Source organism: Arthrobacter endolithicus, assembly GCF_026627425.1.
GTDB lineage: Bacteria > Actinomycetota > Actinomycetes > Actinomycetales > Micrococcaceae > Arthrobacter_M.
The window spans coordinates 12,562-31,150 of record NZ_JAPNLH010000029.1 but is presented as its reverse complement, the minus strand read 5'-3'; the positions used below and the strand labels follow the sequence as shown (position 1 = coordinate 31,150).

The window sequence follows — 18,589 nt, the reverse complement described above, 5'->3', positions numbered from 1 at the left end:
GCCTCCACGGAGAGATCGGCTACATCCCACCGGTGGAAGCAGAAACCAATTTCTACTCAAACCTGCCCGCCATCAAAATGATGGAACGGGTCTAACAAACCCTCCACCAAACCCGGGGCTTGACAGAACCATCAGAATTCCTTAGCAGTTCCTCTAAGAGAGGGTAACCGCCGATTGGGCCGCGGTACTTTGCCTCCACAGTTTCTTCGTCCGCAAGATGGTACTCCGCATACCGTCGAGTCGGCGGATTGGCCCGAAATGCAGCTAGCGCAGCGCGTGCTCGGTTCAGGTCTTCGTCATCCGGATTCGACACGGTTCCAATTCCTTTCAACCCGCTTATTACCGCTGCAGGGGTCGGCTCCATGAGTTGCAGTTACATTTCCCGCTCACTGACAACCTGGCCTGGACCCACTAAAAGAGGGTGACAGGCTTTGGGATTCCGACCGAACTCCGATCCCCTCATCAAGTATGCCCCTCCTGCGGCCTCGCCACTCGATTCGAAGTGAGCATACGCTCTTGTCTTGCATACCTTGCCCACGGCTGGGCTGCTGCGGCCGCGTGTTTGGTGGTGACCTGATAGCTGTAGCCGAGGAGGTCTGCCACTACCGGCGGCGGGTTTCAGTGACGAGTGCGTGTAGGGCCGCGTTGCGGGCGCCGAGGAGGTCGATGGCCGCGCCCGCAGTGGCTGGTCGAGCAGGTCCAACGCATGCGATACCCGCAGCTCTGGGAGGCTGTGAAGACCACTTGGCACCGCGACGCGTCCGAGCGTTCATCGCCAGCCCGGGTGTTGGTGGATCACGTCAACTACATCCTCACGAACCGGTACCGGCGCGAACGCCGGTTCGGAGCCAACGTCCGGGGCGGGCCCGCTCCAGACATCACCAACCGATCGGTCAATGGTGAGATCACTGTGCGAGTTGATGGCGTCGAGATCCGGGGCGTGGAGATCGACACGGACCCGTTCGTTTATGGGGTGGGTGCATCTCTCGAACGAGGCGGGGTGCTGACCGCCGTCCTCCCGCGCGATGAGCTCAAGTACATACGCGTTGAGTTCGCAAAACGTTCGTAGCCACCCTGAGGCGATGAGCTCCCGTACGGCGGATAGAAAGCGTTCCGTTAGCCGGTCCTCCACCGAACATATCCGCTCCTGAAGTGCAGATTTGCGATTGCTGACCACCGACCGTCCCGTAAGGGGTGTCCGGTGAACTGTCCGGTGATGGGGCCTTATATGACACACTGGATCGCTTGTCGAAGATCATCGTGGCTACGCCCGCGTATCCACGAAGAGCAGGACCTTACCGCACGGCGTGATGCCCTGGTTCCCGCACGAGCCGTTGCCCGTAGGTGCGGCCCGGACCGGGCCGCCGCCGGTACTGGTTGTGTAAGGTGCGCGTGTGCTGATAAGCCTGCAGCGCCATCAACACATCTGTGGCGACCAGTCGGTCTGGCCGAGTTGATTGACCGATCTCGAACGTCTGAGTCTGCGTTTCGACGCCGAATCTAAGCCGGTACTCTGGGGTGCGGGATTGGTCCATAAGCCTTGCTTCGAACCTTCCCATCTCGCGCATCTGCCGGAAACCCGGAAGTGACATGGCGCCGCTTCATTACGATCACGTCAGACTGTCCGCCATCCATGTCACGGATGATGAACCGAAGGGTCTTGACCAGTGTTGCGGCTGGCTCGGCACGACCTTTGATTCGCGGGGGAGGTGTGTTGTTTGTTGAGGCAAGAAACCGCAAGCACCCCACGCTTCACCTCCATTTTACCAACCATCTTCCAACCGGGAGCCAATCCGAAAACTTACCGACTTCACCTTCCATGGGGAGCCCGAGACGAACTGCTGCAGCTGTTGGCAATCAATCCCGAGCCCATCACTCATCGGATTTCGGCCGCCCGTCCAGCATCAGGCTGTGGAATACAAGTTCCATTGTTCCGCTGAAACTTTATGGGCAGGTGAAGATCTCACCGCCGCGGCCACAAAAACATCACTGCGGAAGTGGGCTGGCGGGATGGCGCGCTTCCCGCAGACTGACGCCACCGCACCGACGAGACCGGGCCCTTGTCTCAATCACCGGCAACCGCGACAACGGTCAAACTCAACTGGGGTGCCTCCACCGATAACGTCGGCATAGGTATTCCGTTGAGCCGCCGGAAGATCACAGTGAATCTGGTTCCGGCCTTGCTGCCGAAAAAGGGATCGGCGTTCGATCTGGCCATTGTCATGGCTGCCCTGCGGGCTGCTGGTGATATTCGGGGTACCGGGCGGACCGTCTTCATCGCGGAACTGGGGCTGGATGGGCGGCTCCGGGAGGTCCGTGGCATCCTGCCTGCGGTGATGGCCGCTGTTAGGGCTAGGTTTGCGGACTTCGCGGTGGCGGCCGGAAACCTAGCCGAGGCCGGGCTCGTACCAGGCGCGAAAGTAGTCGGGTACCCGTCCCTGGCCCGGGTGGCTCTGGCCTTTGGCGCGGACCCGCACGAGATGACCTTGGATGATTAACCGGCCGTCGCGGTCAGAGCCGACCGGCCGGCCCGGGACGGCACCGCACCCGTGCCCGGGCCGGATTTGGTCGATGTGGCGGGCCAGGCGGAGGCACGGTTGGCCCTTGAGATCGCCGCAGCCGGCGGCCACCATTTGATGATGGTCGGACCGCCGGGGATGTGTCCGTAAGTATGCAGGTGGTGTGAGGTCCATGCTGGCGTGGAATCTGCCAGTCGGAGAGGGCAGTGGATGGATTCTGGGGGAGTGGTTATCCGAGTCCATCCTCGACGTTGCGGGCCAACAGCTGAATGGGCGCGCCAGCTTGTTTGGCTGCAGGTGGTCGTCGCTCCCGTTCCTCGGGCAGCTATGCCCATAGACTGAACCGCGTGCACATAGATCGCGTTGACGTAGAGCGGCTGCTTGGGTTCGAGAAGCTGAGCATTGAGCTGGATCCGCAGTTGCAGCTGATTGCCGGGCCGAACAATGCCGGAAAGTCGTCGCTGCTCCGAGTGCTGGAGACTTTCTTCGCCAACCCGACCGGGTCGGATTTGCTGCGGTTGAAGCCGTTGCACGAGTACTACGTGCAGGGAGGCCCCCGGATGATGTCCAGCGTCGTGGTGCACTTCGGGGGACTTGCCGAGGACGAGCAGGAGATGTTCGCCGACGCGGTCCTCAGGAACGGCACCTTCTGGATCAAGATCTCATGCTCACGGGGCGGCAAGATCACCTACGAAGCCAGTCGCAAGTCTGCACGCGCGAGTGAGCTCTATAAGGCGGTACTGCAATCGTTCAGCTTCGTGAAGATCCCCTCCGTCCGCGTGAGCGAATCCGGGCAGGGCGAGAACGACCAGTCGTTGGTCAGGCTGTACGAGACGCTCGAGGGCGTGCTCGTGAGATCGGGTGGCTCGCGCAGGAGTCAGCTGCAGAAGGAGTTCGAGGACGCGATCAAACCAGTTGAGGACCTTGTGCATAAGGTCCTGAGCGAGTCCGTGGCCGCTGTGGCGACGGAGCTTCCGTTTCGGGAGCGTGAGCTTGGGATCACCTTGCCTGACTCAAGGCATGCTCTTCGAGGGATGCTCCAGGAGGCTGTGATCACCAGCCGGGACGAGGTGGAGGTCTCGATCGCCGAACGTGGTACCGGCTTCCAGTCCGCGATGGTGCTCGGGATCCTTCGGTATGTCGCCTCTCGGAGTCAGCAGGCGGGTGGAAACGTGGTGTTCGCGATTGAGGAGCCTGAAGCCTTCCTCCATCCGCAGACGCAGCGGGCGATGGCAAAGATCCTGCGGGAGATCTCAGCAGGTGCGCAGCTTCTTGTGACTACCCACAGCCCCGTGTTGGTGGATTCATTCTCGGTCCGTCGCATCGTACGGCTTCCACTCAGTTCCGGCGGCACTAACTACACCGCGCGTCGTCAGGAGCTGACAGTGGCTGAAGAGGGCCGGCTGACCAGGTACTGCAACGCAACGAACAGTGAGCTCGTCTTCGCGAACTCGGTTGTTCTTGTCGAAGGCCATGGTGACAAGCTCCTGATCGACGATCTGCTCGCTCGCATCACCGGCGGGGCGGGCGGCCACTACGCCATGGGTATCGCTGTCATCGAAGCGTCGGGCATCGACACGATCAAGCATCTCGTGGGTCTGGCGCAGTACTTCGGCGTTCGCGCCTACGTGATCACTGACAAAGACGGCGTGCACAAGCCAGGCGGCCAAGGCAAGCGCGTGTTGCTGGAGATCCTCAAAGCCAGAGATCCTGCCCCGTCCCAGAGTGAGCTTCAGGCTTTGCATGGCTTGGCGGATGCAACGGTGTCGAACTTGAAGGCCGCACTTGAGCAGCAGGCGAGTCTCAATCGCAGCCTTGTGATGTGGGATGCGTTCGTTCTGGCATCCGATCTTGAAGGCCTGTTGCTCGACACCATCGGTCAGAAGAAGCTCGCTGAGATGCTCGGTCCGGCGGGCGAGCACGAGGTTGACCAGGCGGCGTCGGATAGATACGCGTCAGGCGTCCCAGGCAAAGAGGAGCTGGCGGCCTGGCTTGGCTCGAAGGGCTGGAACTCCACAGGCAAGAAGTCGGGGAAGGTCAAGCCGCACTTGCCGTCGGCTCTCCTGAGAGAGCACCTTGCTACACGCAAGAACGTCCCTCAGGCGGTTGAGCCGCTCGATGACTGGCTTCGCACCATCGTGAAGGATCACGAGCGGTCACCGCTCTGAACGTTGTCGGTGTGTGTCGGCTGCACGCACCAGCGCTAGGGGACACCACCATGATGCCAGCCGTACCCGATAACCTGCGGACAAGATTCGAGAAGTGGAACGCGAAGGAGCCGCCGCCACGGTTGAATGGAACAAGAAGAAGTGGCCTGGTGGGGAGCGGCGAACTTCGCGGCTTCCAGTTGGGCGGAACGTACGGCGCATTGGCGCCAGCGACGTCGAAGACTACATCTCCAAGGTGTACCGTCGCACTGCTGAGCGGATGGCAGCCGGTGACCTCTCGGACTGAAGTCCTGAGCCGATTCCGTCCTCTAGCCCTGGCACCTGCATAATCATCCCATGTCGATTTCCTGTGCCTTCTGCGGCTCCACGCAGCCGCTGACCCGTGAGCATGTTTTTGGCCAGTGGGTGAGCAAGATTGGTCTTGACCTCAGCCCCGCCAGGCACCACGCGGGCGCGTTGAATGGCTTGCCCCGGGACATGGGGGAACAGCCTCCCTATCGGCTGCAGGTGAAGAACTTCTGTGCATCCTGCAACAACGGGTGGATGAGCCAGCTGGAAATGGTCGCCCAGCGTGTTCTCACTCCATTTATCCTCGGTAAGCCTGGAACGATTGCGGTCGAAGACCAGGGAGTGATAGCCATGTGGGCGCAGAAGACCGCCCTCACGGCGATGCTCCTATCCAGTGAGAAGCAGCGCGATGAGGGATACGGCCTTGCGCCATCCGAGTACACCGCTTTGTACGAACAGCGGGAACGGATGCAGCCCCTTGATGCCAGCCGGATTTGGGTCGGCAAGTACGCAGGGACTGATGGTTTTTCCGGCGTGCGGGTGACACCGTTGGTCGTACGTGTGCCGTGCAGCCCGGAACCAGATGTACCGCAGGGGTATATGCTCACAATCGTGCTCGGTCAGCTTGTCATTCAGGGGCTACGGTTCACGTCGCCGGCTTTGGAAGTGGATGTGACGACCGAGCTGCAGATGCCGCAACTATGGCCAAGCAGCGCCGCGCTGCAATGGCCAGGCGGACAACCCTGCACCGAAGAATCGTTCCTCCGTTTCGCCGACGGGAAGATGATCAGATCTACGGTCGAACATTTGGATTTACATTCATGGCGTCCAGGGGTTGACGTGCCGCAGAGCATTCTTGTGGAGGACCATGTTAAGGTCCCCGCTATGTGTAAGAAACACGTCGTCTCCTATCCGGCAGCCTTGCTCAGGGAGGCGATGCGGGGAAGATTCTACGCATTCCTAAGGGAATGCGAATGTGGGGTCACGTATCTGATTCAGACTGACTCCGATCGCTCGCGATTCAGGGCACACGACGACGCCGCGCTCGAGATATACGGGAATTTGCCAGGCGAAGAGCGATTGATTCAGGACCACGCAGCGAATTTCGTCTGTAAAAGGCTGCCTGCCGATGCCGATGCAGCCATAACACTTGCAGCATCGCGACGGTAAGCGTCGTTGTGTGGGGCGCCGATACGTCGCCGAGAAGTAGCTGCTAGCGAGCTTCCTTGGGAAAATTCAGCTGAATCAATGGCTGACGGAGCCGAGGTTCGATGGCAGAGACCACATTCTGGCACGGACCGTCAGGACCCATCTTCAAGGTCGGCCGTCGGATCCTGTATATGATCACGAAGTGAGCCGTTGGCCCATGCAACGCCAAGGCACAGTAGCGCCGACCGCTAGGAGCGGGGGTGTAGTCCCGATAGTCGCATGACTGAGGGTTATTTTTGGGGGCAGTTGAAATGATGTTCGGGGAAGGGTTGTTCGCCAACGGCCGGCCTGAGTATGAAAAGGAACTCGGAGAGGGTATTACAGAGGCGAAAGTGCTGATCACGGTCAAGGCCGCTCCACAGCCCTCGGCTAACCATGGTGACACTGTTTGCGTGGCAGGTCTCAGACTTACGGAAGGCGGCCCGGAATGGATTCGTCTTTACCCGATCCCTTTTCGCTATCTCGAGGCCGACGCGAAGTTCAAGAAGTACGACATCGTGAAACTAAAGGTCACGCAAGCGTCCAAGGATCGACGACCAGAGAGCTATACGCCGATCCTGGACTCTTTGACCATCGATTCGCACCTTGAGCCGTGGAAGCCACGGCACCCGCACGTTGATCCGCTCATCGGTGTGTTCAACACCTGCGAACTCAACGCCCGCGCCTTGAGTGGATCGGCCGGCCCATCCTTGGCTGCCGTGGTGCCCGCGGACATCGACAAGCTGGAACTCCGACTTTTCGACGGGTGGACCACGGAACAGCAAGCCAAGATGGAAGCGCATCTGCACCAAGACACACTCTTCGGGCCTAAGACGGATAAATCGATCCTGTCCCCGCCGCGATTCGAGGGTCATTATCGCTACCGCTGCACTGGCAGGATCTGCAAGGGACACCGGCAAGGTCTGCTGGATTGGGAGTTCACCGAACTTCAGCGGCGGCACGCGGGGGACACCGATGAAGCCGCCAAAGCTTCAATCCAAAAGAGATTCCTGGATCAGCTGTGCGCTCCGGCCCGCGGTCCGGTGTTTTTCCTGGGCAACCAGCTGAAAAGACCCCAGGCGTTCGGTGTCTTGGGCGTTTACGCAGCAGGGGCCCGTTAGCTGCCGACCAGAGCCGCCAGGCGTTCTTTTACGCGAGCGAGAACGTATTTGCGGTGGCAGCAGAGTTCGCTGGCCTCAAAGCACAGCACGGCCACACGTTGCCCCGCGGCAAGGTCGGTGAGCTCAATAATCTTTTCAGCAGCTACTTCACCTTCAAGCAGAAACTCGAAACGCTCGCCCGCAACCTTTGCAGCCACAGTGCCCGGAGCCCAAAAACCGTCACGGTTGTCCTTGGGGTTCCCCAACGCCGGCATGTGGCTGTAGCCGACGCCGGCCTCGGCTAGTGCTTCGCTAAGCGCTCTCTTTGAGAAGCCCTTCTTCCTTGAGATCGGGTTCAACCGAACGTCCACGACCGTCCCGATTTTACAAGCCGTCAGTTCCTCAAGGAACGACGCAATGTCCTTCCCCTCGTAACCAACACCGATGACGCCGCTCGTTTCAGTCCACATGGTCTCATTCTTGCACGGGCGCAAAATCGGCCGCCGTCGCACCCCGCCCTGGCGTTACTCGATGCAGACGCCCTGTTTCACTGGACCCGGCGCGAACTTGCGTTCCCTTCGGCTTCGGTGGTTTCCAGCTTTGCCGCAGCCTCTACCGGTACCGGTCAATGCCAGGTCTGGCCGCACCAGCAGCGTCCTTCCTTGTGCTCCTGGATGACGAGGACTCGTTCCTCTCCAAGCATGATGATGTCTTCGTAGCTGAGCATGGGTCCAGTGCAGCATCAGGGGCTGGCCGCCGGTAGGGGCGTCTTGGTGTATGTGGAAAACCGATGAGGCTGCAGCCCCTGCGGGCGGACGCCAGCGATGGAGCGTGCCATCGACTCCGCGGCAGGCTCTTCGGCGTGTCCCTGTTCAGGCCGTGGTCCCGCGGCTGCGGCAGGTGGGCGGTGCGGTAAGTCTGGCCATTCCCATCGGGCTCCCTTTTGCGTGAGAGGGGAGATGCCCAGGCGTCAGGCCTCTCTTCTCTTTTTCCAGGCCTGGGCGGTGCGGGGGATGGTGAGGGTCCCGGAGACATCGAGGGACCCGGTGCTCTCGTCGAAGGTCCCGCTAACTGGTTGCCCGGGTTGTACAGCCAGTCCAGGGGGATGCCCGGCAGCGCGTCTTCCTGACGGATAAGGGCCTGCGTGCCGTCCTGAAGACGGGCCACCGCCCGGCTGCCGCCGGCGAGGATGGCTTCGATGGTCCCTTCCCGGGTTGCGGGGGCAGCGAAGGTGGCAGGGGAGGGAATCTTGTTCAGGACGTCATCGATGATCTGTTCGGCGATGTACCGGGTGTCAGCGGAGCCGTGGGCGACGGCAGCGGACTGGATTTCGGGTCTGTTACCCAGTCCAGGTCCTTGGAGTAGACGCGGGCCGCACTTCCGAACAGGGACGTTCCGTGCGGCATTCCATCGCGCATTTCGTATTTCCGGGGTTTCCACTCATGGATCGGACCCGAGCAGAAATGAAGCGAAAGGACATTCCTGATCGATTGCCCCCGGGTTCCGCATCGGACTGCTGTCCGTGTATTGGGAGCCATCGTCCCAGCCACCACACTGTACACGTGGTTTCGAGCACCATGGAGGGAGAAGAAGTAACCCCGATTCCGAGGAAACCGCCTGCTTGACGCAGGTTTCAGGTGTCAAATCAGACGTTTCTTCCAGCTGTTTCGGCAAGCATTGGTGTGGATGCGCTTGCGATGGCAGCGCGGTCATGTCAGCAATCAGAGGCCTTCGGCTGCTGGCCAAAGCTCGGGATGGGCTCGGCCGCCGATATGCGGGGGATGGGTGTTGTTTGTTGAGGCACCCGAATATGAACGCCGGGTACTCTACGCTCTGCGGCAGCCACTGGAAAGCGTGCTCTTCTTACTTCTCGGGGCGGTCGAGTCTGCCGCGGATGAGGAGCATGCGTAGGTCGTAGTTGTCGGGGTTGTGGAATCCGCGAGAGATGCGGCGGTGGAGTTCGCTGATGGCGTCGGTACCGCCGTTGTCCGCTCTGCCGGCGTGGAAGTAGGCCAAGAACGCGTCTTTCCACTGTCGTGGCGTTCGTCCTAGTCTGCGGATCTTGGGGATGGGGCAGGTCGGCAGGAATGCCAGGACCTTCTGGGCCATCCGTTTGCCCTCGACCACCGACGGGGCGGCGTAGGCGGCTCGCAGCTGTTGAGCGCATTGCCGAGCCACGTAGACCTCCTCGTGTGGGTCATCGGCGTTGATCGCCTTCTCGAGCCGGGCACGCTGTTTGTCCGCCGCTCGGGAATAGCAAGTTGATTTGGCCCCGGGTTAGTCGTTTGTTTTGGCCCCACCCTGGGTTTTGGGGGTTTCCGGTTGGCCGCGGCGCGGCCGGGGTTATCCGGACAATGGATACGCATCAATGGGAGCGCATGCTCAGGTCTTCGCTCACATTGAGGAATTCCTGACCATCAGACAGTCCATCTGAGCCTGCAGGGATACTCTTGGAAGTGGGGCTGAGAACCTCACGGACAAGGACACATCTCAGCCTCCTGTGGTCAGCATTCATTCTGCTGACATTGTCAGCAGAATGAGGTTGCAGAGCTGTTTCCAATCAGGAGTTCTGAGCACGGATTGCTGATTTTCTGGGATATTTTTCGTTCCTTGACCGGTCTCCGTAGGGGTTTGACGGTTTCAATTCCCCCCATCTCCACATGAAACAGCAGGTCAGCGGCACATTGCCGCTGACCTGCCGGCTTTTCCCGGCAAAGTGCTGACTCGGATCTACGAGAACGTAGGGCCAGCCGTCCCTAAACGCCGCCGCCAGTGCCTGCAGTGTCCCTGGTCCGGCGGGGCCGTGGACCAAAACCCTAGGTGATGTGCACTGCGAGGGCTCGCTACAGTAGGGCTATGAACGAGGACCGTGCTGTGGGCGGCGGGACTGTGGATGACGACGGCGACATGGACGACGGGGACATGAACGACGGGGACATGAACGACGGCGACGGGCGGCAGCGGACCGGCAGCGCTCCCGCCGGGGGAGCGGAATCCAATGGCGTGCCCGTACCGCCGCCGAACCCGAGGTTGGTGAACCCGCTGCTGGCACCGCCGTCGAGCCCGGGAGCACCGCCGTCGAAGACCACCGCATCCGACGGCTGGCTCCCCGGCTGGCTGGTCCGGAGCCCGCTGCGTACCGGCTGGATCTGGACCGGATCGTGGGCTGTCTTGATTGTCGTGGACGAGTTTGCCGACCTGGCCGGATGGATGTGGTATGTGCTGGTGGGATTGGCGGCGTTGCCAACGCTCCTGGCGACCGTCACCGTGCTGCATGCCACGCCCCGCAAACACCTCAAACCGATCTCGGAATCGGTGCTCGGCCACTTTGTCGTGCGTTTCCTTGGCTTGGTGCTGGCCTTCGTGATCTGGGGATTCTCGGTGGTGCTCAGCGCGTCCATCTCCACGACGATCCAGTCGCTGTCCGCCGCTGACGAACGGCAGGTCACCGGTCTCGGGTTCCAATTGCTGCTGGCAGCGTTCCCGCTGGTGGTGAGCGTGCTCTGGCTGGCGTTCGTCATCCGTTGCGCGTGGTTCCTGGGCCGGTTGCGCGGATGGCGACAGGCGCCGACGGATTCGAAAGTGCCGGACAAATTCCTGCGGGACCGGCCGGCGCTTCGCCGCGTCGTGATTGGGCTGGCCCAACCCGGCCTCCTGCTGGTCGCCGGCCTCGGAACATCCATCCTCGCCTTGCTGCTCAATGCCGTGGACCTGACGCTGAGTGTCCTCAGCTGAACCGCGGCTGGCAGTCCGCCATCTGGTCGCAGGGACCCTCCGCGCGGGCGGAGTTATCGCCTTTAAATGGCTGAGTGGTGGCAGGCCCAAGCCGCCACCACTCACCCCCCAAGACCCCCATGCTTCCGGCCAATCCCTCGGCTGTTCACATATTCATGATTATTGCACGTTCTAATGAATATGTGGACATCGGGAAGCTGGCGTCCATTCGGTGGACAGCCGCGGCAGGTAGTTATTTGGCTGCCCAGGCCCACTGTGACTTTCGGCGTCGTTCCATTTGCAGTGAAATCCAGGTCAGAGACAGACCAAGTGCCATGCAGACGATTGCCGTGTAGGAGAGCAGGGCAATCAGTTCCGAGACCGGCGTAATGCCGGTGGCTGCCAGCTGCAGGGCAGTGAGCAGCAGGACCATGATGAACGCTGCGGAGATCAGGCCTGCTGCGATGGCCGCCGTTTTACGCCCGGTCGTCCACGCCGACCTTGCCGCCGACGCAGTAGGCCTGACCAAACAAGCCGCGGTGTACGCCGGGTACAGCCGTCCGAGCAGCCCATAGGCCTGCACGGTCGGCTGATTGTTGTAGCTCTGCAGTCCAACGCTGGTGGTGGGCAGGTCGCTGATGAGAAAAAGCACCACGGTGGCGGCGCTGATCAGCGCCAGCACCGACATGCCCAGGGGGCCGCGGACAAGCCGGGCACCGCCGGAGGACCGGTACGCCGCGGTGAACTTCACGGCGAGAATATAGAAAATCGCATATAACGCAAAGCGGATCGCGAGATTGGCGATATTGTGGCCGCCAAGCCAGCTGTCGACCACTAGATAAATTTCCGGAAGGCTCAAACCCACGGCCACCGCCAGCAGCACGAAAGCCCAGAAAAGTCCTGCGTTCCGGCCCCGGAGCGTGGCCGGGACACGCCACGCGGCGCAAAAAAGGCACAGGCCCAGGGCCACCCACTGCACTACAGCGATCATCCGAGGTTCTCCCACAGTGCGTTCGTTTGTTCATTATCCTGATCGGTCCGCCGCAGCGCTTTCCCGAGAACGTCCAGCCGTGCGGCCGCCAGCGTGACGAGGTCTGTGTCCCCCAGCGTGTGCAGTGCCTTCTCGCGTGCATTCCCGGGCCAGCCGCCTTCCTCGGGAGTGAGGATGCCGGTGACAACCAACCCCCCGGTGAGTCCGACTCCGGCAATCCGGGCAACTTGAACGGCGACGTCCGGCGGGAGCCGATTGGCACTTAGCTGCGCGGAAAGGTTCTGCGGGGCCATCTGGAGGTCCCGGGAAATGGTATGCCTGAGACCGGGGACTTCAATGGCATCGATCCAGCTGCGGACGGACGTCTTGTGCGGCATTGGTGCCAGCTTGTGCCCGCTGGCTGGTTCTAAGGAATCTTCGCCCGCATTCCGGGCCACGATTTCACGGAGCAGATCGACGTCGGAAATCTGGCTGACCAGCTCGGCTTCGGTTGGCGGCAGCCTGCCGCTGGCCAGATCGTGGTATTTGTCGAACACCGACAGGGCGGCAACAACGTCGACGTCGAACGCGCGGCTGATGCTGACGACGGTGAAGACGGCGACTTTCCCGCGGACCAGCTGCTGGGCAAGGGTTGAGCGCTTAATCCCCGACAGCCTCGAGACAGAAGCCGTGCTCGCGTCAGGGGCCACGGAATGCAGCCACTGGGTAAACGCCTTGGCCGGCACGGACATTGCGGGTCTTTTCCTTTTCGCTGGAGTGGATCTGGTTGTCTTCGATTTTAGCTAAGCGTATGTTGCGCGGATAAATTACGGGTACGCTTAAGGAGCCGGTCCTTCGTTTTATGCACCCCCCAAGTGTGAAACGAAGGGTCGGCACTTTTTTTGCCGCCGGTGCCATGCGCGCGATGGTGGCTCATGCGCACGATGGTGGTGTGCCGCCGTCGTGCGTTTATTTGAATTTCCTGGCCCCTGCCGGGCATGAATCAATCCCGGAGAACAGCAATTCCCCATCCCTGCCGGTGGTACCGGCAAGGATGGGAATCAGTGAGTTTCCCGGGCTGCGGTGCCTATGCGTCGACGATAATGGCGGTCACCAGAGGGCTGCGCCGGTAGGTCTTGTGCATCCAACGGCTCACGGTGTTTTCAATTAACGCTTCAAGCTGCACACTGGAGTGCGAGCGGGGAGCCGAGCTGAGGGCCTTTTCAATGGCCTGCACGGCGGGAGAGAAATCAGCCGGTTTGTGCACGAAACCGCGAACAAAGAACTCGGGATCCTCCGCCAGCGCGGACGTATCCGGGTCAACGATGGCCAGGACGGTGATGAGGCCTTCCTCTGCCAGCTTCCGTCGGTCCTCCAGCGATTCTTCGGTGGCACCGCCAACGGTCTGCCCGTCCACGAACACATAGCCGACCGGCACGCTGCCGGTGATGCTGATCTTGCCGTTATGAAGGTCTACGGCGTCGCCGTTGTCCGCGATGGCCACCTGGCTTGCGTCCAGACCGGTCCGCATCGCCAGCTTCGCATTGGCTTTCAGATGCCGGAACTCGCCGTGTACCGGCATCACGTTCTTGGGCTTGACGATGTTGTAGCAGTACACAAGTTCCCCGGCGCTGGCGTGTCCGGAGACGTGGACCTTGGCGTTGCCCTTATGGACGACGTTGGCGCCCAGCCGGGTGAGGGAGTTAATGACTCGGTAGATGGCGTTCTCATTGCCCGGGATGAGGGAGCTGGCCAGCAGAACAGTGTCCCCCTCACCGATCTCGATCATGTGGTCGCGGTTCGCAATCCGGGACAGCGCGGCCATCGGCTCGCCCTGCGAACCGGTGCAGATCAGAACCACTTTCTTGTCCGGCAGGTTGGACAGCGCCTTGAAATCCACCAGCGTGCCGCGCGGTACCGTCAGGTAGCCCAGTTCGCGGGCAATACCCATATTGCGGACCATGGACCGGCCGACAAAGGCGACCTTACGGCCGTGCCGGTGGGCCGCGTCCATGACCTGCTGGATCCGGTGGACGTGGCTGGCGAAACTTGACACGATGATCCGGCGCGGGGCTGTCCGGAACACGGTGTCGATGGCCGGGGCCAAGTCCTCTTCAGACGTGGTGAACCCGGGAACCTCGGCATTAGTGGAGTCCGTGAGGAACAGGTCAACTCCCTCGGCGCCGAGCCGGGCAAAGCCGGCCAGGTCGGTGATGCGCTGATCCAGTGGGAACTGATCCATCTTGAAGTCACCTGTATGCAGCGCCGTTCCGGCGCCGGTCTTCACCGCTACGGCCAGACCGTCAGGGATTGAGTGATTGACCGCGAAAAACTCAAGGTCAAAGGGGCCGAACTTCTTGTTTTGCCCCTCCGCGACCTGAACCGTGCGGGGGCTGATGCCGTGTTCCTTGAGCTTGGCCTTGATGAAGGCCAGCGTCAGTTTGGATCCGATAACGGGAATATCGCGCCGTTCGCGCAGCAGATACGGCACACCGCCGATGTGGTCCTCATGTCCGTGGGTGAGGACAATTGCGACGACATCCTGAAGCCTGTCGCGAATGGAGCTGAAGTCCGGCAGGATGACGTCGATGCCCGGCTGGTGCTCTTCCGGGAAGAGTACGCCACAGTCCACGACGAGCAGTTTGCCGGCGAACTCAAAGACCGTCATATTGCGGCCCACTTCGCCAAGTCCGCCGAGGTTCATCACTCGCATGGCTCCGGCTGGCAATGCTGGTGGGGCGATGGGGAGCTGGTGGGGCAGGTTCATAGTGGTTCACTTTCGTCGAAAATCGCCGCGCTAGCGGCTGGAAGTCTGTGCTGGCCCTGACCCCTGCGGGGCGGGGGTCGTACGGCGCCGCAAGCTGCGGTAGCTGAAAACGCAATCTAAAAACAGAGCTGAAAAATCGGTATCCAAAATCCAGGTGGAGGAATCGGACGAGGAATGTGGCTTTGCCGCACTGCTGCGGCGACCCGGGAGAGGGGTACCACGTCGCTTCGTCCAAACGCTCGGTACTACTTACGATAATGGAAATAACAGCACAGTGTGTTTCCGACGTGCAACTGTCGACAGAAGGGCACCTCATGAGTGCAGACCATCCCACGATTCTGGCCACCTCCGGCGGGTACAAGCCGGGCGTCCGGACGGCGTTGGAATTCAGCGCACTAGTACATCACGCCGTCGACCTTTCCGGTGTCAGCGGACGGGCACCGCGGATCACGCATCTGGGGACGGCCAGCGGCGACCAGCGTTGGTTCAACAACGACATTAGTGAAGCGGCGCGGGTTGCCGGCTTCGAGCTGAAGCATCTAAACCTATTTCCAATGCCCAACATCGGCGATGCCGCTCAAATTGAGGCACATTTACTGGCGCAGGACGTCGTTTGGGTGAACGGAGGATCCGTTGCCAACCTGCTGGCCGTTTGGCGCGTGCACGGTCTGGACCATATCTTCCGCCGGGTTTGGGAGGCCGGGGTGGTCTTAGCCGGCGTGTCTGCCGGGTCGATTTGCTGGTTCGACGGCGGAACGACGGATTCCTTTGGTCCGGAGCTGCGCGCCGTGACTAACGGCCTGGGCCTGCTGCCCTACGGCAACGGCGTGCACTACGATTCGGAGCCCGGCCGCAGATCACTGGTGCACCGATTAGTCGCCGACGGAACCTTAGGAGTTACGCACTGCACCGACGACGGCGTCGGGCTGGTGTACCGGGGCACCGAGCTGATCGACGTAGTCACCGAAGTTCCGGGCAAATCTGCCTACATCGTCTCGACCGCCGCCGGAGAAGGCCCCGAGGCGGTGGCCAGTGAACACCGCCTGGCGGCCCGTCTTCTGCGTTGACTCTTGGAGAACTTGTCGCTAACCTGCCCGGATCCGATCAGGACGGTGATATTGGCCCATCGACGATGCCGATGAAGCGGCTGCCCACGCCGTCGAATTCGCTGCGACGGGTGCCGGCGTCCGGATCCGGCAGCTCGCCGATCTCGTGGTCAGCGCAAATGACGTAGCTGAAATCCGGCCACCATTTCTTTGGACGGGCAGCCTCGGTGTAGTCACAGATGTAGCAGCGCAACTGGACCCATACCGGTCTTTTACCCGTCCGGTTAGCTCGTGACTGCACCAGCCATGCCGGGGGATTGTCCCGGATCTCGGTGAATTCGGCCTCGGTCATCCGGGATGGGATGCCATGTCTGTACGCCATCTCGAGCGGGATATCAAGGGCAAGGGCGGCGTCTCGTCTGGTAATCATCTTATCCAAGGATAAAGGACCGGCCGGGTGACGCCGGTGTCACGGCCGCGGAAGCGGGGCCCGGAAGGGAAGCCGAACCGCGCGATAGGGAAAATTAGTTCGATAAACCCATAGGCAAAACCCATCGATTAGAATATGATTGGTGTATGGGAACCGGTCGGGGTTTTGAGGCGCTTCTGGAGGAATTCCTCGAGGCTCCCGGACATGCCCGGAACGTTCATGATGCCGGGTTGCCGGAGCTGATTTGGGGTCCGGCCAAATACGTTACCGAGAAGGACCTCAGGCACCCGCAGGCCGGTCCCCGCGCGTTGCTGGCCGCCCTGACGCGGGAGGACAACCCCGCGGCCCTGGACCCGATCGCGGCGGCCACGACCCTGGCTGAACTGAATCCCGCCGGCGGCGGAGCCGAGGAATTCCTCGATTACGCCGGCGCCGCCGGGAAACTGATCTCCTGGGCCCAAGCCGTCCAGGCCCGGGCCGTCGCGGCGTTCGCGACCGTTCGTCCCCCACTGCCGGAGGAAACACCCCGGCGCTCCACGGTCCAGGCCCGGTCCGAATGGATTTCCGAGCGCTCCAAACACGCCGCCGCGGAAATCGGTGCCGTCCTGCATCTGAGCTCCTTCGCCGCGCAACGGCTGATGGACCAGAGTGAATACCTCACCCGGCTCCTCCCGGCCACCCTGGCTTTGCACGAACAAGGGATGCTAGACAAAGCACGGGTGCAGGCGATCTTCACCGGCCTCGCCACCACCCCCGCACACCTATGGCCACGGGTCGATGCCGCGATCGCCGGGACCGCACCGTCCCTGGCACCGAAAGCACTGGAACGCCACGCCCGGGTCATGGCCGAGAAACTCGATCCCGAACCCCTTACCGCCCGCTTCGAACGCGCCCGCACCACCCGTGATGTCTGGTTCACCCCGCAAGCCGATGGCATGGCTGACATCGGCGCGCACCTTTCCGCCGTGGATGCCCGCCGGCTCTACGAGACCATCGACGCCTGGGCCCACCGCGCGCAACAAGAAGGCGAACCGACCACCGCGTCCACACCCGGAGGGAAACCCTCCCGCGCCATCAACGAATACCGCGCCGACGTCTTCACCGACATCTTCGACACCACCACCAACCCCAACCCCAACACCGATACCGACACCGACACCGACACCGACACTGATGCCAGCACCGACACCGTTGCCGAGACTGATGCCAGCACCGACACCGAGACCGCCCCGGTCCCTGAGACCGGTCCCGGAAACACCCGTACCACCTGCACCGGGACCACCAACACCGGCAGCTCCAACACTGGCAGGGCCGGGCTGGGCCGGGCTGACGCGGCCGGATCCCATACCGGGGCCCGGGGCGGCCTGGTACGCGGTCGGCGGTGGGCGCCGGCGCAGATCGCCGTGACCGTGCCCGTCCTGACCCTCCTCGGCGTCGAAGACAAACCCGCCGTCCTCGACGGCTACGGACCAATCCCCCTCGAGACCGCCCGCTTACTGGCCGGGAAAGCAACATCCTGGCTACGGATCCTCACCGACCCCGAAACCGGGACCATCCTCTCCATCGGACGCCGCCAACACGACCCGCCCGCAGACCTCAAACGCTGGATCATCACCCGGGACCAGACCTGCCGCGGCATCGGCTGCGACAAACCCGCCAGGGACTGCGACATCGACCACACCATCCCCTACTACCGGCAAACCTACGCCACCGACGGCACACCCGTACCCCTGGGCGAAACCAGCGACACCAACCTCGGCCCACTCTGCACAACAGACCACCACCTCAAAGACAACCCAGGCACCGGCTGGACCGTCAGCCAACCCACCCCAGGCACCTTCATCCACACCTCACCCACCGGCCGGACCTACACCAAAAACCCCCAACCCCCACCCTTCTAGGGTCGGCCAAAACGGCAGGTTCACAGCAGTGGCTGGGCAGTCCTGCTCCTACGTTGGGCTGGCCCGCCTTGGAGCTACGCGGGCTGTGACGTTATGGCGCGACGGCGGGCACTATCCCTAACATGAAGACAAGCCGAACCTAACGGACGACGAACGCAATACAGCTGGCCGTGGAGGTCGTAGCGGCGGTCCGTGCAAAGGCAGCGGCCTGATCGCCGGCTGGCGCCAAGGCAAAGCTTCAGAGCTCCGGCTGCCCGTTTCACGAGAGGAACCGGAGCCGTAGCGAAGGTGGGCTAAGCGATCCGTTAGTGCTTCTTAATGTGTGCCACGGCATCCGGAGCGGCATCCGTGCCGTTTTTTGTCCGTTTTTCTGCGCGCTTTTCCTTGATGCTTTTGGCAGCCTTCTTGGTGTGATGGTGAGGCGATTTGTCAGGCATGATTCGCTCCCTAGCTCTGCGGCCGGCTGGCCTGCTTTAGACTTTGGGTCCCGGTTCCGCG

15 protein-coding genes and 2 pseudogenes are annotated in these 18,589 nt (G+C 61.8%); 9 read left to right on the top strand and 8 right to left on the bottom strand.

The genetic code is table 11. From position 1 onward, the window contains the following. Positions 1-706 precede the first annotated feature (706 nt). From OS914_RS17020 to OS914_RS16995, 6 genes and pseudogenes are all read left to right on the top strand, one after another. On the top strand, positions 707-1,069 hold the full coding sequence (locus OS914_RS17020; RefSeq protein ID WP_267547243.1) for a hypothetical protein: 363 nt from the start codon (positions 707-709) through the stop codon (positions 1,067-1,069). Between the two features lie 1,063 nt (positions 1,070-2,132). Beyond that, positions 2,133-2,657 (top strand): annotated as a pseudogene (locus OS914_RS17015) (magnesium chelatase domain-containing protein); the annotation flags it as partial. Positions 2,658-2,866: 209 nt separating this feature from the next. Then, complete coding sequence (locus tag OS914_RS17010) at positions 2,867-4,687, top strand: ATP-dependent nuclease (protein ID WP_267547242.1); 1,821 nt, start codon at positions 2,867-2,869, stop codon at positions 4,685-4,687. Positions 4,688-4,781: 94 nt separating this feature from the next. Further along, positions 4,782-4,973: a hypothetical protein gene (locus OS914_RS17005; protein ID WP_267547241.1), complete on the top strand. Its 192-nt coding sequence runs from the start codon at positions 4,782-4,784 to the stop codon at positions 4,971-4,973. A 50-nt stretch (positions 4,974-5,023) separates the two neighbouring features. Further along, the gene (locus tag OS914_RS17000; protein ID WP_267547240.1) at positions 5,024-6,145 is read left to right on the top strand and encodes a hypothetical protein; all 1,122 of its coding nucleotides are present in this window, start codon (positions 5,024-5,026) and stop codon (positions 6,143-6,145) included. 290 nt (positions 6,146-6,435) lie between these two features. Beyond that, positions 6,436-7,284 (top strand): hypothetical protein, encoded by an 849-nt coding sequence (locus OS914_RS16995; protein WP_267547239.1) that lies wholly within the window; start codon positions 6,436-6,438, stop codon positions 7,282-7,284. Here the strand turns inward: OS914_RS16995 and OS914_RS16990 are convergent. From OS914_RS16990 to OS914_RS16980, 3 genes and pseudogenes are all read right to left on the bottom strand, one after another. Next, positions 7,281-7,733: a DUF488 domain-containing protein gene (locus OS914_RS16990; protein WP_267547238.1), complete on the bottom strand. Its 453-nt coding sequence runs from the start codon at positions 7,731-7,733 to the stop codon at positions 7,281-7,283. The two genes, OS914_RS16995 and OS914_RS16990, sit on opposite strands and share 4 nt — an antisense overlap. A 783-nt stretch (positions 7,734-8,516) precedes the next feature. Continuing rightward, a complete protein-coding gene (locus OS914_RS16985; protein ID WP_267547237.1) occupies positions 8,517-8,681 on the bottom strand; it encodes a hypothetical protein in 165 nt (54 codons plus the stop codon). A gap of 445 nt (positions 8,682-9,126) precedes the next feature. After that, positions 9,127-9,504 (bottom strand): annotated as a pseudogene (locus OS914_RS16980) (transposase); the annotation flags it as partial. 615 nt (positions 9,505-10,119) lie between these two features. Here OS914_RS16980 and OS914_RS16975 point away from each other — a divergent pair. Beyond that, on the top strand, positions 10,120-10,998 hold the full coding sequence (locus OS914_RS16975; RefSeq protein ID WP_267547236.1) for a hypothetical protein: 879 nt from the start codon (positions 10,120-10,122) through the stop codon (positions 10,996-10,998). Positions 10,999-11,230: 232 nt separating this feature from the next. On the opposite strand, the gene OS914_RS16970 is transcribed toward OS914_RS16975, so the two are convergent. From OS914_RS16970 to OS914_RS16960, 3 genes are all read right to left on the bottom strand, one after another. Further along, the gene (locus OS914_RS16970; RefSeq protein WP_267547235.1) at positions 11,231-11,968 is read right to left on the bottom strand and encodes a hypothetical protein; all 738 of its coding nucleotides are present in this window, start codon (positions 11,966-11,968) and stop codon (positions 11,231-11,233) included. Then, a complete protein-coding gene (locus OS914_RS16965; RefSeq protein WP_267547234.1) occupies positions 11,965-12,699 on the bottom strand; it encodes a hypothetical protein in 735 nt (244 codons plus the stop codon). The genes OS914_RS16970 and OS914_RS16965 overlap by 4 nt, the downstream gene beginning before the upstream one ends. A gap of 335 nt (positions 12,700-13,034) precedes the next feature. Beyond that, positions 13,035-14,714, bottom strand: a complete 1,680-nt coding sequence (locus OS914_RS16960; RefSeq protein ID WP_267547233.1) for a ribonuclease J — start codon at positions 14,712-14,714, stop codon at positions 13,035-13,037. A gap of 314 nt (positions 14,715-15,028) precedes the next feature. Between OS914_RS16960 and OS914_RS16955 the strand changes: the two genes are divergently transcribed. Further along, complete coding sequence (locus OS914_RS16955) at positions 15,029-15,781, top strand: Type 1 glutamine amidotransferase-like domain-containing protein (protein ID WP_267547232.1); 753 nt, start codon at positions 15,029-15,031, stop codon at positions 15,779-15,781. Between the two features lie 37 nt (positions 15,782-15,818). On the opposite strand, the gene OS914_RS16950 is transcribed toward OS914_RS16955, so the two are convergent. Then, entirely contained in the window at positions 15,819-16,190 is a 372-nt protein-coding gene (locus OS914_RS16950; protein ID WP_267547231.1) for a hypothetical protein, read from the bottom strand. Between the two features lie 146 nt (positions 16,191-16,336). Between OS914_RS16950 and OS914_RS16945 the strand changes: the two genes are divergently transcribed. After that, a complete protein-coding gene (locus OS914_RS16945; RefSeq protein ID WP_267547230.1) occupies positions 16,337-18,091 on the top strand; it encodes an HNH endonuclease signature motif containing protein in 1,755 nt (584 codons plus the stop codon). Positions 18,092-18,396: 305 nt separating this feature from the next. Here OS914_RS16945 and OS914_RS16940 read toward each other — a convergent pair whose 3' ends face one another. Next, entirely contained in the window at positions 18,397-18,528 is a 132-nt protein-coding gene (locus tag OS914_RS16940; RefSeq protein WP_267547229.1) for a hypothetical protein, read from the bottom strand. Positions 18,529-18,589 lie beyond the last annotated feature (61 nt).